At 68.8% G+C, this 19,090-nt stretch carries 19 protein-coding genes and 1 tRNA gene; 2 read left to right on the top strand and 18 right to left on the bottom strand.

From position 1 onward, the window contains the following. Positions 1–75 precede the first annotated feature (75 nt). From rpmE to V9K99_RS37850, 11 genes are all read right to left on the bottom strand, one after another. Positions 76–282, bottom strand: coding sequence for a 50S ribosomal protein L31 (gene rpmE / locus V9K99_RS37900; RefSeq protein ID WP_130387310.1), 207 nt, complete (start codon positions 280–282; stop codon positions 76–78). Between the two features lie 109 nt (positions 283–391). After that, positions 392–2,443: a transcription termination factor Rho gene (gene rho / locus V9K99_RS37895; RefSeq protein WP_337010094.1), complete on the bottom strand. Its 2,052-nt coding sequence runs from the start codon at positions 2,441–2,443 to the stop codon at positions 392–394. A 353-nt stretch (positions 2,444–2,796) separates the two neighbouring features. After that, on the bottom strand, positions 2,797–3,714 hold the full coding sequence (thrB, locus tag V9K99_RS37890; protein ID WP_337010092.1) for a homoserine kinase: 918 nt from the start codon (positions 3,712–3,714) through the stop codon (positions 2,797–2,799). 11 nt (positions 3,715–3,725) lie between these two features. Next, positions 3,726–4,790 (bottom strand): threonine synthase, encoded by a 1,065-nt coding sequence (thrC, locus tag V9K99_RS37885; protein WP_337010090.1) that lies wholly within the window; start codon positions 4,788–4,790, stop codon positions 3,726–3,728. A gap of 5 nt (positions 4,791–4,795) precedes the next feature. Next, positions 4,796–6,088 carry a homoserine dehydrogenase gene (locus V9K99_RS37880; protein ID WP_337010088.1) on the bottom strand — a complete coding sequence of 431 codons (1,293 nt, stop codon included), beginning with the start codon at positions 6,086–6,088 and terminating at the stop codon, positions 4,796–4,798. After that, positions 6,085–7,488 carry a diaminopimelate decarboxylase gene (gene lysA, locus V9K99_RS37875; RefSeq protein WP_337010086.1) on the bottom strand — a complete coding sequence of 468 codons (1,404 nt, stop codon included), beginning with the start codon at positions 7,486–7,488 and terminating at the stop codon, positions 6,085–6,087. Before lysA ends, V9K99_RS37880 begins: the two co-directional genes overlap by 4 nt. Continuing rightward, positions 7,485–9,143 carry an arginine--tRNA ligase gene (argS, locus tag V9K99_RS37870; protein WP_337010084.1) on the bottom strand — a complete coding sequence of 553 codons (1,659 nt, stop codon included), beginning with the start codon at positions 9,141–9,143 and terminating at the stop codon, positions 7,485–7,487. The genes lysA and argS overlap by 4 nt, the downstream gene beginning before the upstream one ends. A gap of 63 nt (positions 9,144–9,206) precedes the next feature. Next, positions 9,207–9,620 (bottom strand): type II toxin-antitoxin system VapC family toxin, encoded by a 414-nt coding sequence (locus V9K99_RS37865; RefSeq protein WP_337010082.1) that lies wholly within the window; start codon positions 9,618–9,620, stop codon positions 9,207–9,209. Then, on the bottom strand, positions 9,620–9,862 hold the full coding sequence (locus V9K99_RS37860) for a FitA-like ribbon-helix-helix domain-containing protein (RefSeq protein WP_337010080.1): 243 nt from the start codon (positions 9,860–9,862) through the stop codon (positions 9,620–9,622). Before V9K99_RS37860 ends, V9K99_RS37865 begins: the two co-directional genes overlap by 1 nt. A 56-nt stretch (positions 9,863–9,918) precedes the next feature. Then, the gene (locus V9K99_RS37855) at positions 9,919–10,449 is read right to left on the bottom strand and encodes a hypothetical protein (protein WP_337010078.1); all 531 of its coding nucleotides are present in this window, start codon (positions 10,447–10,449) and stop codon (positions 9,919–9,921) included. A gap of 47 nt (positions 10,450–10,496) precedes the next feature. Then, positions 10,497–10,682: a PspC domain-containing protein gene (locus V9K99_RS37850; protein ID WP_337010077.1), complete on the bottom strand. Its 186-nt coding sequence runs from the start codon at positions 10,680–10,682 to the stop codon at positions 10,497–10,499. Between the two features lie 194 nt (positions 10,683–10,876). On the opposite strand from V9K99_RS37850, the gene V9K99_RS37845 reads away from it, so the two are divergent. After that, positions 10,877–10,948 (top strand) — tRNA-Arg (locus tag V9K99_RS37845). 252 nt (positions 10,949–11,200) lie between these two features. On the opposite strand, the gene V9K99_RS37840 is transcribed toward V9K99_RS37845, so the two are convergent. After that, on the bottom strand, positions 11,201–11,734 hold the full coding sequence (locus V9K99_RS37840; RefSeq protein WP_337010074.1) for a helix-turn-helix domain-containing protein: 534 nt from the start codon (positions 11,732–11,734) through the stop codon (positions 11,201–11,203). A 79-nt stretch (positions 11,735–11,813) separates the two neighbouring features. Here V9K99_RS37840 and V9K99_RS37835 point away from each other — a divergent pair, with 79 nt between their 5' ends. Continuing rightward, the gene (locus V9K99_RS37835; protein ID WP_337010072.1) at positions 11,814–13,313 is read left to right on the top strand and encodes a serine hydrolase domain-containing protein; all 1,500 of its coding nucleotides are present in this window, start codon (positions 11,814–11,816) and stop codon (positions 13,311–13,313) included. 3 nt (positions 13,314–13,316) lie between these two features. Here V9K99_RS37835 and V9K99_RS37830 read toward each other — a convergent pair whose 3' ends face one another. The 6 genes from V9K99_RS37830 to V9K99_RS37805 form a co-directional block, all read right to left on the bottom strand. Continuing rightward, complete coding sequence (locus V9K99_RS37830; RefSeq protein ID WP_337010069.1) at positions 13,317–13,946, bottom strand: maleylpyruvate isomerase family mycothiol-dependent enzyme; 630 nt, start codon at positions 13,944–13,946, stop codon at positions 13,317–13,319. 24 nt (positions 13,947–13,970) lie between these two features. Further along, on the bottom strand, positions 13,971–15,152 hold the full coding sequence (locus V9K99_RS37825) for an RNA polymerase sigma factor (protein ID WP_337010067.1): 1,182 nt from the start codon (positions 15,150–15,152) through the stop codon (positions 13,971–13,973). Beyond that, a complete protein-coding gene (locus V9K99_RS37820; protein WP_337010065.1) occupies positions 15,149–15,487 on the bottom strand; it encodes a YciI family protein in 339 nt (112 codons plus the stop codon). Before V9K99_RS37820 ends, V9K99_RS37825 begins: the two co-directional genes overlap by 4 nt. 164 nt (positions 15,488–15,651) lie before the next feature. Then, positions 15,652–16,155 (bottom strand): hypothetical protein, encoded by a 504-nt coding sequence (locus V9K99_RS37815; RefSeq protein ID WP_337010063.1) that lies wholly within the window; start codon positions 16,153–16,155, stop codon positions 15,652–15,654. A gap of 387 nt (positions 16,156–16,542) precedes the next feature. Beyond that, the gene (locus V9K99_RS37810) at positions 16,543–17,472 is read right to left on the bottom strand and encodes a DUF1177 domain-containing protein (RefSeq protein WP_337010061.1); all 930 of its coding nucleotides are present in this window, start codon (positions 17,470–17,472) and stop codon (positions 16,543–16,545) included. A gap of 16 nt (positions 17,473–17,488) precedes the next feature. Next, the gene (locus tag V9K99_RS37805; RefSeq protein ID WP_337010059.1) at positions 17,489–19,090 is read right to left on the bottom strand and encodes an OPT/YSL family transporter; all 1,602 of its coding nucleotides are present in this window, start codon (positions 19,088–19,090) and stop codon (positions 17,489–17,491) included.

Raw genomic sequence — 19,090 nt, 5'->3', positions numbered from 1 at the left:
AAACTACCGCTGACAACACAAACCGCGCGCCGGTCCACTGAGCGTGAGCTCGTGGACCGGCGCGCGGTGAGACAGCTACTTCTTGGCGTACCGCTTCTCGAAGCGGGCCACCCGGCCACCGGTGTCGAGGATCTTCTGCTTGCCGGTGTAGAAGGGGTGGCACTGCGAGCACACGTCGGCGTGGATCACGCCGTTCTCCGCGGTCGAGCGCGTGGTGAACGTGGCGCCACAGGTACAGGTCACCGTGGTGTCGACGTACGTCGGGTGGATGTCGCTCTTCAAGGGTTCTCCTAGGTTCAGGTGCCCCGGGTCGCCCGCGGATGCGGACGTGAACCGGAACCGACGTACCAGTTTGCCACCCGAGGGCGGCAAACTGGTAATCGAGTGCGTCTCAGTTGCCGTCGTCAGTGCTGCGGCCACCGGCCGACGGGGTGGTCTTGTTGACCTGCAGCAGGAACTCGATGTTCGACTTGCTCTCCTTGAGCTTGCCGATCAGGAGCTCCAGCGCGGCCTGGCCGTCCAGCGCGGACAGCACCCGGCGGAGCTTCCACACCACCTGGGTCTCGTCCTTGCTCATCAGCAGTTCCTCGCGGCGGGTACCGGAGGCGACCACGTCGATGGCCGGGAAGATGCGCCGGTCGGCGAACTCGCGGCGCAGCCGCAGCTCCATGTTGCCGGTGCCCTTGAACTCCTCGAAGATGACCTCGTCCATCTTGGATCCGGTCTCGATCAGCGCGGTGGCCAGGATGGTCAGCGAGCCGCCGTCCTCGATGTTGCGGGCCGCACCGAAGAACCGCTTCGGCGGGTAGAGCGCCGACGAGTCGACACCACCGGACAGGATCCGGCCGCTGGCCGGTGCCGCGATGTTGTACGCCCGGCCCAGCCGGGTGATCGAGTCGAGCAGTACGACGACGTCGTGGCCCAGCTCGACCAGGCGCTTGGCCCGCTCGATCGCCAGCTCCGCGACCGTGGTGTGGTCGTCGGCCGGCCGGTCGAAGGTCGAGGCGATGACCTCACCCTTGACGGTGCGCTGCATGTCGGTGACCTCTTCGGGCCGCTCGTCCACCAGCACGACCATCAGGTGCACTTCGGGGTTGTTCGTGGTGATCGCGTTCGCCAGCGCCTGCAGCACCATCGTCTTACCGGCCTTCGGCGGCGAGACGATCAGGCCGCGCTGGCCCTTGCCGATCGGGCTGACGATGTCGACGATCCGGGTGGTGAGCACACCGGGTTCGGTCTCCAGCCGGAGCCGCTCGGTCGCGTACAACGGGGTCAGCTTGTTGAAGTCCTGCCGCTGCTTGGCGATCTCCGGGTCCGACCCGTTCACGGTGTCGATCCGGACCAGCGGGTTGAACTTCTCCTTGCGCTCGCCCTCCTGCGGCTGCTTCACCGCACCGGTGATCGCGTCACCCTTGCGCAGGCCGTACCGCTTGACCATCGACAGGGCGACGTACACGTCGTTCGGGCCGGGCAGGTAGCCGCTGGTCCGGACGAACGCGTAGTTGTCCAGTACGTCGAGGATGCCGGCCGCCGGGACGAGGACGTCGTCCTCGCTGATCGTCGGCTCCGGGTCGAACCGCTCACCGCGGCCACGGTTGCGGGTGTTGTCCCGCGGGCCCTGGTTCGGTTCGCGGTTGCGGTCCCGGTCGCGGCCCCGGCGGCGCCGGCGACGGCCCTCGCCTTCCTCGCCGCGGTCGTTCTGGTCCTGCCGGTTGCGGTTGTCGCGGTCACCACGGTTGTCGCGGTTCTGCTCACCACGGTTGTCGCGGTCGCCACGGCTGTCGCGGTTGCCGTCCCGGCTCTGGGTGTCCCGGTTGCGGTCGCGGTTCTGCTCACCACGGTTGTCGCGGTCGCCACGGCTGTCGCGGTTCTCGCGGTTCCCGTCCCGGTTCTGGGTGTCCCGGTTGCGGTCGCGGTTGCGGTTGTCGCGGCCCTCCGCGGGCTCGGCGACGGTGGTGCCGTTCTGCGACGCGACGCCGTTCTGGGTCGCGACCTCGGCGGCGGGCGCCTCGGCGGCGACGGCCGGCGCGGCAGCGGGGGCGGCGGTGGTCTCGGCGGCCGCGGCGCCGTTCTGGCCGGCGTCCTTCTCGGCCGCGGCGCGGGTCCGGCGGCTGCCGCCCTCGCGCTTGGCCGGGGCCGCGGCCTTGGCCGCGGGCGCCTCGGCGACGCCCTCGTCCAGGGTCGGCTGGCTCGCCTTCGGGCGCGAACCGCCCGTCGAGCCACCCGCCTGGGCGGCCTTGATCGCCTCGATCAGCTGGCCCTTGCGCAGTGCGCCGGTGCCCTTGATGCCGAGCGTCCCGGCGAGCTGCTTGAGCTCGGGGAGCAGCATGCCTTCGAGGCCGCCTCCGGCCTTCCGGCGACGCGTCGCGGTGGTGGCCGCAGCGTCGGTACCCGGGGCCGGCGTGGTGCCGGCGCCGCTGGAGGCTTCAACAGTTTCTGTCACGTGAGGTCCTTCCCACACGGATCGTCGATGTCAGATGTGCGCATCGACCGTTTCATCACCCACGACCGACGCGGTGCCGACTGGTCCGGCTTCGGCGGCGACGTGGATACAAGAGGCTCTCGCTCGATCTGAGTCCCCCCGGACCTCTCCGGCGCAGGCGGCGCAAGTTCAATCCACAGGAGGGTCGCCACACAACACAGGGTGCCGGGAGCACAGCCCGGATCGTGGCGAGAGTTCACCGATCACCTGGAGGGGATCGGGTGAGTCGAGACTAGCACCACTCCGGGTCGTTCTGCTGACTCGAGGGGTTCAACGCGTGTCAATTTCAGATCATTCCCAGCGGCCGGAGGTAGCTAGCCCGCCTCCAGCGACCAGACCTGTACGCCGACTGGATCGATCCCCAGCTCGTACCGCGTCCAGCCGTCCGGCGGGGGCGGCGCGGTCCACGAGGTCCCATCTGGGCGGCCCAGTACGACGACGGTCGGGCCGGCGCCGCTCACGATCGCCGGCAACCCGCTCCCCCGCAGTTTGTGCACCAGCGCCAGGCTCTCCGGCATCGCCGGCTCGCGATACCCCTGATGCAACCGATCCTCGGTCGCCGTCAGCAGCAACTCCGGCCGCCCGGTCACCGCCGCGACGAGCAAAGCCGCCTTGCCCGCGTTCGCGGCCGCATCACTGTGAGGTACGACGCCCGGCAGCAACCCGCGCGCCTCCTTTGTCAGCACACGATTGTCGGGTACATAGGCCACCGCACCCAACCCTTCCACGGTGTCCAGCCGCACGGCCCGGCCAGTTTCGCCTTCTGTCCAAGCGATCGTGAACCCACCCAGCGCGGCCGCGGCCACGTTGTCCGGATGCCCTTCGATCTCGTTCGCCAGTACGACGAGACGCTCGCGGTCCGCCGGTTCACCGGCCAGTGCGTACGCCGCCGCGAGGCCGCCGACGATCGCGGCCGACGACGACCCGAGCCCGCGGCCGTGCGGGATACGGTTCTCACACCGCAGCGTGAAGCCGGGCACCGAGGCACCCAAGGCCTCGAGACCGCGACGGATCGACCGGACCACGAGATGCGACTCGTCCAGCGGCACCTCACCTTCACCGCAGCCGGTCACCTCGACCGTGACACCGGATCCGCCCGGGGTCACGATCAGGTCGTCGTACAAGGTCAATGCCAGGCCGAACGCGTCGAACCCAGGGCCGAGGTTGGCGCTGGTCGCCGGGACCCGCACCCGCACCTGGTCGCACGCCCGGCGGTCGTCCTTGCTCTCCACCGCGGCCGCCGTCAGACGAGACCGGCGACGCGGGCGACGGCGTCGGTGTCGGCGGGGGTGACCGGGGACTCGATCACCTTGGCGTGGTCGAGGGCGGTGTCGATGTCCTTCAGGCCGTGGCCTGTGACGGTGATCACCACGGTCGAGCCGCCGTGCAGCCAGCCGTTGGCCTTCGCGTGCAGCAGTCCGGCCACACCGGCCGCCGACGCGGGCTCCACGAACACTCCCTCACGGGCGGCGAGCTCACGCTGCGCGGTCAGGATCTGCTCGTCGGTGACCATCTCGATCCGGCCGCCGGACTCGTCCCGGGCGGCCTCGGCCAGCGTCCAGGAGGCCGGGTTGCCGACCCGGATCGCGGTCGCCGCGGTGTCCGGCTTCTCGACGATCGCGCCGCGCACGATCGGCGCCGCACCCTCGGCCTGGAAACCCCACATCCGCGGGGTCTTCGTGGCCAGCTTGTCCTTCGCGTACTCCTGGTAGCCCTTCCAGTAGGCCGCGATGTTGCCCGCGTTCCCGACCGGCAGCAGGTGCAGGTCCGGGGCGTCGCCGAGCGCGTCGCACACCTCGAAGGCCGCGGTCTTCTGGCCCTCCAGCCGGACCGGGTTCACCGAGTTCACCAGCGCGACCGGGTAGTGCTTGCCGAGCTCGCGGACGATCCGCAGGCAGTCGTCGAAGCCACCGTCGATCGACACGAGCTGGGCACCGTGCACGATGGCCTGCGCCAGCTTGCCCTTCGCGATCCGGCCGGCCGGGATCAGGACCAACGGGATCAGCCCGGCGCGGACGGCGTACGCGGCCGCCGAGGCCGAGGTGTTGCCGGTCGACGCGCAGACCACGGCCTTGTCGCCGGCCTGCGCGGCCAGCGAGATCGCGACCGTCATACCGCGGTCCTTGAACGAGCCGGTCGGGTTGTTGCCCTCGACCTTCAGCCAGACCTCGCAGTTGGTCTGCTCGCTGAGCCACTGCGCGGCCACCAGCGGCGTGCCGCCTTCGCCGAGCGTGACGACCGGGGTGTCCGCCGAAACGGGGAGCCGGTCTCTGTATTCCTCGATCACGCCCTGCCACTGGTGAGCCATTGTGCTCAGTCTCCTTCTACCCGCATCACACTGCTGACTTCCCGAACGATGTCCATGTCACGCAGGGCCTCCACGGTCGCGGACAACGCGGCGTCGGTCGCGGTGTGGGTGACCACCACCAGTTGCGCGTCACTGCCCCGGCCTTCTTGGCGGACGGTCTGGATGGACACGTCGTGCTCCGCGAAGGCATGGGCCACCGCCGCCAGCACACCGGCCTTGTCGGCCACGTCCAGCGACACGTGGTAGCGGGTCATCGCGTCGCCCATCGGCCGCACGGCTCGCTGGGTGTACGACGACTCGCCGACCCCCGGCACACCCTTGAGCCGGTTGCGCGCGGCGGACACGAGATCCCCGAGGACTGCACTGGCCGTCGGGGCGCCGCCGGCACCACGACCATAGAACATCAGCTGGCCGGCCGCTTTGGATTCCACGAATACAGCGTTGTAAGCGTCCCGGACACTTGCCAGCGGGTGGGTGGCGGGGATCATCGCCGGATAGACGCGGGCGCTGACCGAATCGGTCGCCTCGTCCAGCTCGCAGATCGCCAGCGACTTCACCACACAGCCCATCTCGCGGGCCGAGGCGATGTCGGTCGCTGACACCTCGGTGATGCCCTCGCGGTGTACGTCGGCGATGGAAACCCTGGTGTGGAAGGCCAAACTGGCCAGCAGCGCGGCCTTCGCGGCCGCGTCGAAGCCCTCGATGTCCGCGGTCGGATCGGCCTCGGCGTACCCGAGCGCCTGGGCCTCCTCGAGCGCCTCGTCGAAGCCGGCGCCGGTGCTGTCCATCTTGTCGAGGATGTAGTTCGTGGTGCCGTTGACGATGCCCATCACCCGGGTCACGTCGTCACCGGCCAGCGACTCGCGCAGCGGCCGCAGGATCGGGATCGCGCCGGCCACCGACGCCTCGAAGTACAGGTCGCGCTGGTACTTCTCCGCGGCGGCGAACAGCGTCGGGCCGTCCTCGGCCAGCAGCGCCTTGTTCGCCGTGATCACCGAGGCGCCGTGCTCGAGCGCGGTCAGGATCAGGCTGCGAGCGGGTTCGAGCCCTCCGATCACCTCGATCACGATGTCCAGGTTGCCGCGCTTCACCAGCGCCTGGGCGTCGGTGGTGATCAGCGCGGGGTCGACGGCGATGTCGCGCACGCGTCCCGGCCGCCGTACCGCGATGCCGGCGATCTCCAGCCGCGCGCCGACCCGGGCGGCCAGGTGGTCGGCCTGCTCGGTGAGGATCCGGACCACCTCGGTCCCGACCACGCCACAGCCCAGCAGGGCGACCTTCAAGGGTTTGTCGTTCACTCCGCCCCCATGTCGAGTGCCAGCAGATCGTCTTCGGTTTCCCGCCGTACGACGATCCGCGTGTGACCGTCCTTGACCGCGATCACCGGCGGCCGCGGTACGTGGTTGTAGTTACTCGCCATCGACCGGCAGTACGCACCGGTCCCTGGTACGGCGACCAGGTCGCCGGGCTGCACGTCCGAGGGGAGGAACTCGTCCTTCACCACGATGTCACCGGACTCACAGTGCTTGCCGACGACCCGGGCCAGGGTGGGCTCGGCGTCGGAGTACCGATTGGCCAGCGTGCAGGAGTAGTCGGCGTCGTACAGCGCGGTGCGGATGTTGTCGCTCATCCCGCCGTCGACGGAGACGTAGGTGCGGGAGGCACCGGCGTCAAGCTCGACCTCCTTGACCGTGCCGACCGTGTACACGGTGCAGACGGCCGGGCCGACGATCGCGCGGCCGGGCTCGATCGACACCTGCGGCACGTCCACCTCGAAGGCGCGGCACTCGTGCTCGACGATCTTGCCCATCTCGGTCGCGAGCTGCGCGGGGTCGGACGGATCGTCCTGGGTGGTGTAGGCGATGCCGAAGCCACCACCCAGGTCGAGCTCCGGCATGTCCACGCCGAGCTCCTCGGAAACCCTTGCGTGCAAGGCGATCACGCGCTTGGCGGCGATCTCGAAGCCGGACGCGTCGAAGATCTGCGACCCGATGTGCGAGTGCAGTCCGAGCAGCTCCAGCTCGGGCGCTTCGTTGACTCGGGCAACGGCTTCGTAGGCCGCGCCGGAGGTGATCGAGAAGCCGAACTTCTGGTCCTCGTGCGCGGTCGCGATGTACTCGTGGGTGTGCGCCTCGACGCCGGCGGTCACCCGGACCATCACCGGGGCGGTCGTGTCCCGCTCGCGGGCCAGCTCGATCAGCCGGTCGATCTCGTACAGCGAGTCGACGATGATCCGGCCGACGCCGGCGTCGACCGCGCGGGCGAGCTCTTCCTCGGACTTGTTGTTGCCGTGGAAACCCAGTCGCTTGGGGTCGGCGCCGGCCCGGAGAGCGACGGCCAGCTCTCCCCCGCTGCAGATGTCGAGGTTCAGCCCCTCTTCCATCACCCAGCGAACGACCGTCGTACACAGGAAGGCCTTGCCGGCGTAGTAGACGTCGAAGTCCTTGAACGCGTGCTTGAAGGCGCGGGCGCGGGCCCGGAAGTCGTCCTCGTCCAGTACGTACGCCGGGCTGCCGTGCTCGGCGATCAGGTCACGGGCGTCGACACCGCCGATGACCAGCGAGCCCTCGGCGGTCTTCTTGGCCGTGGACGACCACAGCTGCGGGACCAGGTCGTTGACATCGCGGGGTGCGCGCAGCCAGGACGGGCCGCGGTGGCCGATGTCCGCGTGCAGCGCGCCCGCCTCGTGCGCCCTCACATCCGCTCCGGAGCGGAGACGCCGAGCAGGTCCAGCCCGTTGGCGAGTACGGTCCTGGTCGCGCCGACCAGGGTCAGGCGAGCCTTGTGCACCGGCTCCACCTCCTCGTCGCCGCGCGGCAGCACCCGGCAACTGTCGTAGAACTTGTGGAACGCCGACGCGGTGTCCTCCAGGTAGCGGGCGATCCGGTGCGGCTCGCGCAACTCGGCCGCGGTGGCGACGACCCGCGGGAACTCGGCCAGCGCCCGGAGCAGGTCACCCTCGCGCTCATGGCTGAGCAGCCCCGGGTCGAACTCGTCCAGCTTGATGCCGAGCTCGTCGGCGTTGCGCAGGATCGAGGCCAGCCGGGCGTGCGCGTACTGCACGTAGTACACCGGGTTCTCGCTGACCTGGCGGGTCATCTCCTCGATGTCCAGGGTCAGCGGCGAGTCCACCGGGTAGCGGCAGAGCGTGTAGCGGAGCGGGTCGACGCCGCCCTCCTCGACCAGCTCGGCCAGCGTGACGATGGTGCCGGCCCGCTTGGACAGCCGCATCTCCTCGCCGCCCTTGAGGATCTTCACCAGCTGACCGATCAGGATCTCGATGTTGTGCTCCGGGTCGTCACCGGCACAGGCGGCGATCGCCTTCAGCCGGTTCACGTACCCGTGGTGGTCGGCGCCCAGCATGTAGATGCAGACCTCGAAACCACGCTCGCGCTTGTTCACGTAGTACGCGGCGTCGGAGGCGAAGTACGTCGGCTCGCCGTTGGTCCGGATCAGCACGCGATCCTTGTCGTCGGTGAAATCGGTCGTCCGCATCCACAGCGCGTCGTCGGCGTCGTACAGGTGACCCTGCTCGCGCAGCTTCTCGATCGCGTGGCCGACACCGTCCTGCTCGTGCAGGCTGCGCTCGGAGAACCAGACGTCGAAGCTGGTCCGGAAGTGCTCGAGCTGGGACTGCTGCTCCTTGAGCTGGCGCTCGTACCCCGCCTCGCGGAAGGCGATCACCTGCTCGGCCTCGGGCAGGTCGGTGATCCCGGGCACCTCGGCGACGATCTGCTTCGCGAGGTCGACGATGTACTCACCGTGGTAGCCGTCCTCGGGGATCGGCTGACCGTGCGCCGCGGCCTGCAGGCTGGCGCCGAACTTGTCCATCTGGGCGCCGCGGTCGTTGATGTAGAACTCGCGGGTGACCACGGCACCGGCCGCGGCCAGCACCCGGGCGAGCGCGTCGCCGACAGCGGCCCAGCGGGTGTGACCGAGGTGCAGCGGACCGGTGGGGTTGGCGGAGATGAACTCCAGGTTCACCGCCTGACCCTGCAGGGTGTCGGTGTGGCCGTAGCGCGGCCCGGCGTCCACGATCGCCTGCGCGACCTTGCCCTGGGCATCGGCCGCAACCCGGATGTTGATGAAGCCCGGCCCGGCGATCTCGACTGCGGTGATCGCGGCGTCGTCCGTGAGCTTGGCGGCCAGCAGCTCGGCGAACTGGCGCGGGTTCAGCCCGGCGCGCTTGCCCAGCTGCATGGCGACGTTGGTGGCGTAGTCCCCGTGCTCGGGGTTCTTGGGTCGCTCGACCTTCAGCTCGCGCGGCAACCCGCCCTCGACGGTGATGCTGCCGTCGTCGGCGAGAGCGGTCAGGGCCTGGAGGATCTTCGCAGCGAGCTGTTCCGGGGTCACCGGATCAGCCTAATGGCCGCGCCCCCAAACCCTTGACTCACCATCCACAGCCCGGTACGGCGGTCACTCCCAGGGGTTGAGCAGCTCCACCCCGGTCTTGACGAAGTCCTTGGTGTTCCGGGTCGCGAGGGCCGCTTCCTCCACCAGACAGATGGCTGCGATTTGCGCGTCCAAGGGCGCGATCGGCAGACCAGCCCGGCGCCGGTCGGTCATCACCACCGGGTACGCCATCGCGGCCTCGGCGGTGAAGGACAGGACCTCGTCCTGCACCAGGGCGAAAATCCCCCCGGCAGCCTCCCGGACCTGCTTCCGCAGGCGTCCGGCCGGCAGCTGCTCGATGCCGTTGTGGATCTCGGCGGCGGTGATCGCCGTCGTGTACAGCTCCTCGCCCAGGTTGTCGTGCAGCCATTGCCAGACAGCAGTGTCCGGCGACTCCTTCATCAGCTCCGAGATGACATCGGTGTCCAGGACGATCATCAGTCGAACTCGACCACCCGGTGGTCGTGCGTCCGTGGCGGTATGTCCAGCTCGACCCCGCCGATCGCGGCGCAGCGCTCATGCAGCAGGAGAAGCCAGTTCTTGGGCTCCTCGTCCTCGGCCACGGCGTCGACGAGGATCGCTCGCACCTCGGCTTCCATCGACCGGCCGTGTTGGGCCGCCCGGATGCGCAGTCGGCGCTTCACGTCGTCGTCGAGACTTCGCACAGTGATTGCCGCCATACTCGATCTCCTCCCTGCGCACAGTGCTAGCAGAAAGACTAGCAGTGATTGCACTGTCAGTGGCGGGCCGCGATCTGGATGTGCGCTTTGGGCGTCATCGGTGCGTCCCAGGAGGCTGTTTGGTTGTTGACGACGACGGTGAGCGACTTGCAGGCGTCGGCCAAGCACTTGGCGTCGTACCGGATGCCCCAGAGGGTGAAGAACTGGGCGAGCGTCGGGCGCTCGGCCGTGGTCTTGGCCTCGACGTAGACCAGGCCGTCGGTGGTGTGCGTGTGTACGGCGGCCTGCTCGGCACGGATCCGGTCGACACCGATACCGGCCGGGATCTGCACCGGGGCACCATCGATGGCGACCGAGAGGGTCAGGGTGTACGGCGAGGGGCCGGAAAAGTCGAGCGGGAGTCGTTCGAAACCGGCCTTGTCGATGTACGAGACCGCGTCGCGGGGAGCGTCCCACGGCGGCGGCCCGGTCCGGAGCTCAGCCGGACCGGGCGGCGCGGGACCTACCTGGCAGCTGCTGATCACACTGCTGACGAGGAGCAGAGCGGCTGCCGTCGCAGCCGCCCGGCGCCACCTGCCTGCTCTCACGAGGAGTCAGGTTGCCATGCGGCGCCTGAGCGGGTTGTCGCCGGGGGTCAGCGCTCCGACGGCATCAGGATCCAGAGAACGATGTAGATCAGGATCTGCGGGCCGGGAAGCAGGCAGCTGATGACGAAGATGAGCCGCATCGTGTTCGCGGACATACCGAACCGGCGAGCCAGTCCGGCACAGACACCGCCGATCCAACGACCGTCGGACGGGCGGACCAGAGTGCTAGCCATGGGTACCGATTTCCTTTCAGCTGATGGGCTTACAACCACTATGACGCCACCGTGGGCACTCGCGATCCCGCCGCACCGCTGTTCCAGGGTCCCGTCAGGGAGTCCCCTGCCCCCGTCTCCGGTACCCACCCGACGCACCACAACCCGATTCGGGATTCGCAGAAGTTTCCTGCTACTGTTCTGACCGTTCCTGAGCCCCCGTAGCTCAGGGGATAGAGCACCGCCCTCCGGAGGCGGGTGCGCAGGTTCGAATCCTGCCGGGGGCGCGAACGATCTGGGCGATCCTTGCTCGCAGAAAGCGCGAGCCTTGGATCGCCCTTCGTGTTTGTGGGGGTGCAACCCCCACACCCCGCCCGGCGGGGCTTCGCCCCCCCGGACCCCCCTTGGCTGTGGTTGCTGTGGGCTGTCTGGTGCGGGTTGCTGCTCTGTTTGCTGTCCGCTGTCTGGTGCGGGTTGCTGCTGTGTTTGCTGTGGCCGTCATGCCTCCTGCGTCGGGGGCACCGCCGTTCTGCCTTCGGTTAGTCGTCGGGGAGAGCTATGAGGGAGAGGACTACTCGGTCCTTTCCGGGGGCTGCTTGGAGGTGGGGTTCCAGGAGGGCGTTGATGGCTTGGCGGAGGGTGGCCAGGTCGGTGGGGTCTACGTAGAGGGCCAGTTGGGCGTAGGTGAGTTGGTTGAGGCGGGGGTAGAGGTCGCCTCGGTCGACCAGGCGGTCGAAGTCGGCGGCCAGGCGGGTGAGGAGCAGGAGGAAGGCTTGGCGGTGCTGGTCCGGGGTCATCGCCCGGGCCTCGCGTTCGTCGATGCGGCCGACCTTGGTTTGGTCGAGGGTGAGGGTGCGTTCGGTCGTGCCGCGGATCTTTCGCTCGCGGACGACTGTCAGGTAGCCGGCGTCGATCAGGGCGGCGACGTGGCGGTAGAGGGTTGTGGCGGGGACGTCCGGTAGGTCGCGTTTGAGCTCGGTGGTGGTCAGCTCGCGGCCCAGTACGCGTTGGACGATGCGCCACCGGATCGGGTGCAGCAGGACATCGAGCACTGGCGTCGGCGACTCATCCATGACACGCTCCCATTGGTTCCAAGTTTGGTAATAATATCTTAGATGGAAGCATTTCCCTTCGCCCCGAGGAGAAGTCGCCGTGTCTGTTTCTCGTCGAACCGTGCTCCGTGCCGCCGCCGTCGCCGTACCGCTGACCGCCGTACCCGCTCTGCCTGCTGTCGCCAGTGAGCCCGCGTCGATTCGGCGGCTCGCGGAGAAGATCGAGGCCGGGATGGCGAAGTACGCGATCCCGGGGGTCGGTCTGGGCCTGTGGTACCGCGGCCGGGAGTACATGCGCGGCTTCGGCGTGACCAGCGTCGACACCCAGGAGCCGGTCACCGCCGACACCGTGTTCCGGGTCGGCTCGACCACCAAGACCTTCACGGGTACGGCGCTCATGCGACTGGTCGAGCGTGGGCGGATCAACCTCGACCGGCCGGTGCGCGCCTACCTACCGGACTTCCAGACCGCCGATCCGTCGGTCGCCGCCCGGGTCACGGTCCGCCAGCTGCTGAACCACTCGGCCGGTTGGCAGGGCGACTACTTCGAGGACACCGGTCAGGGTGACGACGCGCTGGCCCGGTACGTCGCCGGCATGTCGAAGGTGCCTCAGCTCACCCCACCCGGCACGGTGTTCTCGTACAACAACGCCGCGATCGGTATCGCCGGCCGCATCCTCGAGGTCGTCACCGGGAAGCCGTACGAAGCAGCCGTTCGTGAACTGGTCATCGATCCGCTCGCGCTCGACCACAGCCGGTTCTTCCGTAGCGAGCTCGAGGGGTTCAGCGTCGCAGCATCGCACAACGTGGTCGACGGCAAGGCTGTGGTGGAGCCGTCGTTCGACGCGATGCCGCGCAGTCTGCACGCGGCCGGCGGCCTGATCTCCAGCGCCCGCGACCAGCTCCGCTACGCGCGTTTCCACCTCGGCCACGCCGGACTCCCCCGGCTGCTCAGCGATCGCGCACGTGTCGCGATGCACTCCAAACCAGGTCCAGGCGGCACGCTGTTCGTGGAGTTGGACGGTGTCGGTGTCAGCTGGATGCTGCGGCCGACTGCCGAGGGACCGACCGTCGTACAGCACGGTGGCGACTGGTCCGGCCAGCACTCGGGCTTCCTGATGGTTCCGCGCCGCGACTTCGCCATCACCCTGCTCACGAACTCCGAGAGCGGTCCGGCCTTGGTAGCAGAGCTGTTCGCGGACGACTGGGCGCTGCGGGAGTTCGCGGGCGTGAGCAACCTGCGTGCGGTGCCGCGTGAGCTGCCGCCTTCTCGACTGGCGCAGTACGAAGGCCTCTACGTCGCGCAACAGATCGGCTTCGACGGACAGCCGAGTGAGTTCGGGCTCGAACTGACCGCCGACGACGGCGAACTGGTCGCCCGACTGAACGGCGAAGTCGCCCTACGCCTGGCCTTCTACCGCAAGGCCTACGTACTCGCCCTCGACCCAGCAGGCCAGCCCACCCACGTCCGAGCCAACTTCGTCCTCGGCCCCGACGGTCAACCCCAATGGCTCCGCTACGGCGGCCGCCTCTTCCGCCGCGAACCCGCCGGACGTCGTACCACCGCACTGAAGCCAGCCAAGCTGCCCCGGTTGCTCTGACCGTCAGGCGGGCTGCTTCGTGAAGCGGGCGGCAGGTTTGCCGGTGAGGTGGCCGGTGGGGAGGGTTCGGCCGCAGAGGACGAGGAGGAGGTCTTGGGCCAGGCCGGTCAGGACCTCCGAGCCGGTGCCGTGGGTCCAGTCGAGGTCGGTGGCGCGGAGTTGGATGTTCGTGAGGTCGACGCCGAAGTACTTGAGTTGGCGGGGTTTGAGGTCGCCGAGGATGTGCTGCAGGCGGTCCGGGGGTACCTGGCGGTCGATGCCTAGGGCAACGGTGATGTCCAGGCCGTGGATGACGTCGTGGGACAGTGCGCCCTCGTAGCCGCCGCCCGGTGGTTTCCAAGGGTGGTTGATGTTCTGCCGCAGGCACTCCGTCAGCTCTTGCGGGGAGAGCTCGGCGGCGTCTTGGCGGGCCTGGCGATCGGCGTAGCGGTCGAAGTTACCGCGGGCCCTGATCATCCCCAGCAGGAAGCGGGGCATGGACATCCGGTACGGCATGGTGATGTGGGCAACGAGTTCGCGAACCCGCCACCCCTCGCACAGCGCCGGCTTGTCCCAGTCCTCTTGCGGTAGTCCGGCCAGCAGGTCAGCGAGGTCGGTCCGCTCCCCCGCCACGGCCACTCTGATATCTGTCATACCCCACCGACGAACGGGTCCCGCTCAGACAGACACCTCCTCCAGCCGTTTCGTCAGATATCGGCGCTCGGCATCGGTGGCGGCGAGTTCTATTGCTTCGCGGTACGACGTTGCGGCGTCGACGTACCGTCCGAGGCGCCGGAGGAAGTCGGCGCGGGTGGCCGGGAGGAGGTGGTAGCCGGCGAGTGGGCCGGCTGCGAGGTCGTCGACGAGTCTGAGTCCTACGGCCGGGCCGTCTGCCATGCCGATGGCGACTGCGCGGTTGAGTGCGACTACTGGGGTCTGTTTGAGCTGCCCGTACAGTGCGGCGATCTGCGGCCAGTCGGTGTCGGCCGCCGTACGTGCAGAGGCGTGGCAGGCGGCTATGGCGGCCTGCACTTGGTAGGGACCGGGTGAGCCGCGTCTGAGGGTGGACTCCAGCAGGTCAACGCCTTCTGTGATCAGCGTGTGGTCCCAGCGGGAGCGGTCCTGGTCTTCCAGCGTCACCAGCACACCGTCAGCGCTCAGCCGGGTGTCACGGCGTGAGTCGTGCAGCAACATCAGTGCGAGCAGTCCGGCCGCCTCTGGCTCGTCCGGCATCAGTTGCACGAGCAGGCGAGCCAGTCTGATCGCTTCACTGGTCAGACTGCTCCGGACGACATCCGTGTACCCCTCGTTGAACAACAGGTAGAGCACAGCCAGTACGGCGGGCGTCCGCTCCGGCAGGAGGTGCGCAGGTGGGACCCGGTAAGGGATACCGGCGTTCTGGATCTTCTGCTTGGCCCGGGTGAGTCGCTTCGACATGGTGGTCTCCGGGACCAGGAAGGCCCGCGCGATCTCCGCCGTACTCAGGCCGGCCAGCGTCCGCAGCGTCAACGCGACCCGAGCCTCCATCGCCAGCGCCGGGTGGCAGCAGGTGAACATGAGTCGCAGCCGATCGTCCGGTACGTCGTACGGCTCGTCGGGCTCGTGAGACATGACAGCCACCTCCTTCAGCTTGGCCGCGCCCACGGCCTCCCGGCGCAACCAGTCGACGGCCTTGTGGCGCGCGGTGGTGGTCAGCCAGGCACCGGGCTTGTCCGGTACGCCGTCGCGCGGCCAGCGTTGCAGCGCCGCGGCAAACGCCTCCTGCGCGCACTCCTCGGCCAACTCCCAGTCACCGGTCAGGCGAATCAGTGTGGCGACGACCTGTGCCCACTCCTGCCGGTAGATCTGCTCGAAGGTCACACAACCCCCGGCGGCGGCTCCAGCACCGGCCTGATCTCGATCGTTCCGTAGCCGGCCGCCGGATGCTTGGCCGCGATCTCGATGGCCTCGTCCAGATCGGCACAGTTGATCAGCACGAACCCGCCGATCTGCTCCTTGGTCTCCGCGAACGGACCGTCGGTCAGCAGCAGTTCGTCGTTCCGCACCCGCACGGTCGTCGCCTCCGACGGCGGCCGCAACCCGGCCCCGCCCTCGACCACGCCGCGCTGCTCCATCTCCTCCGACCAGCCGCCGCACCCGTCGTTCGCGTGCGCCTCGGCGGTCTCGTCACCAGCGATCATCAGCAAGTACTTCACGGTCCTCCTCCAGAGAGTCTCACCCCACCGACGAACAGCCCCGGCGGAAACAGACACCCCCACCGTACGAGTCGCCACGCCCTTCGGCCCCTGGACACACGAAGGCCCAGGTCACGCGGGGACCTGGGCCTTGTCCGCCATCCGCGAAACGAACGCCGGCGGCCTCAGCTACGGACCTCCTTACGAGGCGACTCGATCGTTGCGGCGGTGGGCCGGTGGTCGAGGCGGTGCTGGTAGACCAGGTAGATCAGTGCCGCGGTGAGCATGAAGTTCGGCGCCCGCTCGACGACGTCCCAGACCTCGGGGTAGAAGTCGCCGACGGCGGTGACCCGCGAGGCGGCGGTGGCGAATCCCCAGAGCGCTCCCCAGGCGTAGATCGCGATGGCGACCGGGCTGTAGGCCAGCCGGTACAACGCGCCCTGTCCCTGAATGGCACCGATCAGCATGGCCAGCATGACCGCGCTCACCGCGAGGTCGAACCAGCCGATGCCCTTGACCCAGTTGGTCGCCGTACCGGTGCTGACGGTGACGCCCAGGACGTGGTCGAACGAACCGCTGAACAGCTTCACGAACGACTCTTTGCCGTCGATCGCCCACATACCGTGTCCGAGGAAGGCGCCGATCGCGCCGACGGACAACAGGCTGTAGAGAACCTTGTCTCGCTTCATGGCTTCTCCTGTGATCGTGTGCCGATGAGTTCTCTGCTCTCAGCGTGCGCACAGCGAATTCACAGCGAACGAGTCGAAGGACTCCAGTCGGCAGGTCCATAGACCCCCTCCCGGCGCGGCTCCTCGGCCGGGAGCTGGTTCCAGGTGCTCAGGCGGCCCACTCGCCGGCGGCCGCGCCCTCGGTCTTGATCAGGAAGCGGAAGGTGGTGGCGTCCTTGACGTCGGTTGCGATCACCGTCCACTCGTCGACCTTGGCGAAGGTGTCGGCCGACTGGCAGCCGCCGTTCTCGAAGCAGACCTTGATCTCCAGGCCCTTGAGGCCCGGCTGGCTCCTGAGCTTGAGGTTGATGTCCCTGCACCTCCGCCCGGTTTCTGTGCGCTTTCCGGTCAGCCCATGCCTTGGAGGTGGCGCATCGGGCCGTAGCGGTCGATGAGCCGGCTGAAGTCGGGCTCGTCGTACAGGGAGATGGTGCCGGCGCCGTACGACTTGGCGGTCTCGATGCAGAACCGGGCGGCCGCCTCCACGCTGGTCAGGTCGGTGGCGCCGGTGCCACAACCGGGTACGGCGGTCTCGGTGGTGATGGCGACACCGACCACCGGGGCAGCGGTCGCCGTACAGGGCTGGAGGATCGAGTTGATGTGGTAGACGTCGTTGCCGTACGGCGTGATGTCCTGCATGGTCAACGGCAGTACGACGGGCAGCCGGCCGGTCACCTGGGACGCCAGGTCGAGCAGGTCCTCGGAGACCCGCAGGATCCAGCCCTCCTTGACCGTCGGCGAGATCGCGAAGCCCTGGTGGTTGACGACCCGGTTCCCCTTGGTGGTGTCGACCGAGAGGATCGCCTCCATCGCGTCCTCGACCTCGTGCCGGTTCATCGCGTCGACGTCCACCGGCGAGTCCATGAACGGCACCGGATCGTGCGGGCGGGTCGGCGCGTCCGGGCAGACGTGGGTCGCCACGATCACGTCACCGGGCAACTGGTCGCCGCGCTGCCGCATCGTCCCGAGTTTGCCGGCCACCGCGAGCGAGACCAGGGCGCCGTCGCCGTCGGACACGAACCCGATCCGCTCCGGCCGGGCGCCGAGCCCGCCGAGGCGGCCGATCACGCCGAGCGTCGGTGCGTCGCCGCCGGCCAGCCGGCCCCGGCTGCCCGGGATGACCGCGCGGACGAAGTCGGTGCTGCCCTTGTCGCCGGTCACCGTGGTCACGCTGACGTCGTCGACGCCGTGCTTGCGCAGCCAGGCGGCCACCCCGTCACCGGAAGCGGAAGCGTCGTCGAGCAGGTCGTAGAGGGCGAGAACTTCGCGCCATGCCATATCTGTGGATCTCCTGTCAGAACTTGGTTTTCACGAGACTGTTGCCGAAGCCCCAGAGGGCGTCGCCGGCGATGAAGCCGGCCGCGGCGATGGTCATCTGGGTCTCCGCCTCGGCGCCCTTCCAGCGCCGGTACGCGAGCCGCAGCACGATGCCGGCCAGTACTGTCCAGCCGGCGATCGGGTTGACGATCAGCGTGCCGGTGGCGAGCAGGATGCCCATCTGCCGCTTCGGGCCGCCGATCGCCTGGATGATCGCGCCGGGCACGGCCCACAGCAGCAGCTTGCCGATCAGGCCCGGATCGACCCCGGCCTGGATCGTCTTGGCGTACACCTGGACGATCGGCGGGAACAGGTCGCGGTCGAAGTACACGTGGTAGGTCAGCGCGACCACCACTCCCGCGACCGCCATCCCGACCAGGCCGGCGAAGAGTTGTTGCCTGCGGCCCGCAAGTTCGAAGGCCGGATCCGCGCCACGGCCGCGCAGGATCCAGCCGGCCTTGAAGTCGTAGCCGGCATCGGCGAAGGCCGGGCCGCCGGCGGCGATGAAGCCGACCAGCAGCGCGAGCGCGATCGCCGGGAACCCGAGCAACATGCCGATGGTGAGGAAGATCAGCGAGGTCGCGAACGACGGGAACCAGCCCGAGTGCATCGCGGACAGGCCGACGATGAACTCGGCGATGATGCACGACACGGCGGCGTACAGCACCCAGAGCACCAGTTCGCCCAGGCCCAGGTCGCTGACCAGTCCGCCGGTGACCGCGAGCAGCACCGCGGCTCCGACGTACAAGGCAAGACCCCGGCCGAGGCCGCGCCCGACGTACGAGTCGTCCCGCGTGTACGACGTGGGTTCGGCCACGGGTCGCTGGACTCGCCGGCCGCGGATGACGACCACCAGGGCCTGGGTCAGCGCGACTAGGCCGGCTCCGATCATCAGCCCGTGCGGGATGTACAGCTCGGCGATGTTCACGCCGAACACGTCCGCGCTGTAGCCCCGTGCCAACAGCCCGATCCCGAACATCGTGAGCGCGACGACGTTGCCGATGAAGGCGACACCGAAGGCGGACATCGGTACGCCGAGCCAGGCTCCGGCCAGGCCGACCGCCGTACCCGCACCGAGCAGGGCGGCCCGCTTGCCACCCTCGTCACCGGCCTTGATCGCCTCGGCCGCGGCGACACCGGGCGGCCAGGCCGCCTGCCCCGGGAAGACCTTGGAGTCGAAGAGCCAGTACAGCATCGCGAAGTCGATCAGCATCGCCAGACCGGCCCCGATCAGCATCGGCCAGACAAGTCCCGGCCGGCCGAGGACGACCGGGATCGCGATCGGCAGCAGCAACGAGTTGGCCGCCGCGAAGGTCGCGGTGGAGATGTTCGACTGGACCAGGTTCTGCCGGTGCACGGACCGGAACGGGCGCAGTACGGCGAGCGGCACCCGGCTCAGCGCGATCGCGACCAGGACGCCGATCAGCGCGGTGTTCGGCGTGACCCCGAGTGTGGTGATGATCTGCAGGCCGATGATCGAGCCGACGGCGGCGCAGATGACCAGCAGTACCAGGGTCGCCGGCTCGAAGGTGCGCGGGTGCCGGGTCGACCGGGATTCGGTGGGCAGCGTGTCTGACAT

Origin of the sequence: Kribbella sp. CCNWLW201 (genome assembly GCF_037203805.1) — a bacterium.
Taxonomy (GTDB): Bacteria; Actinomycetota; Actinomycetes; order Propionibacteriales; family Kribbellaceae; genus Kribbella.
Note: the sequence above shows the minus strand (reverse complement) of the source record. Positions and strands in the feature narration are given on the sequence as shown.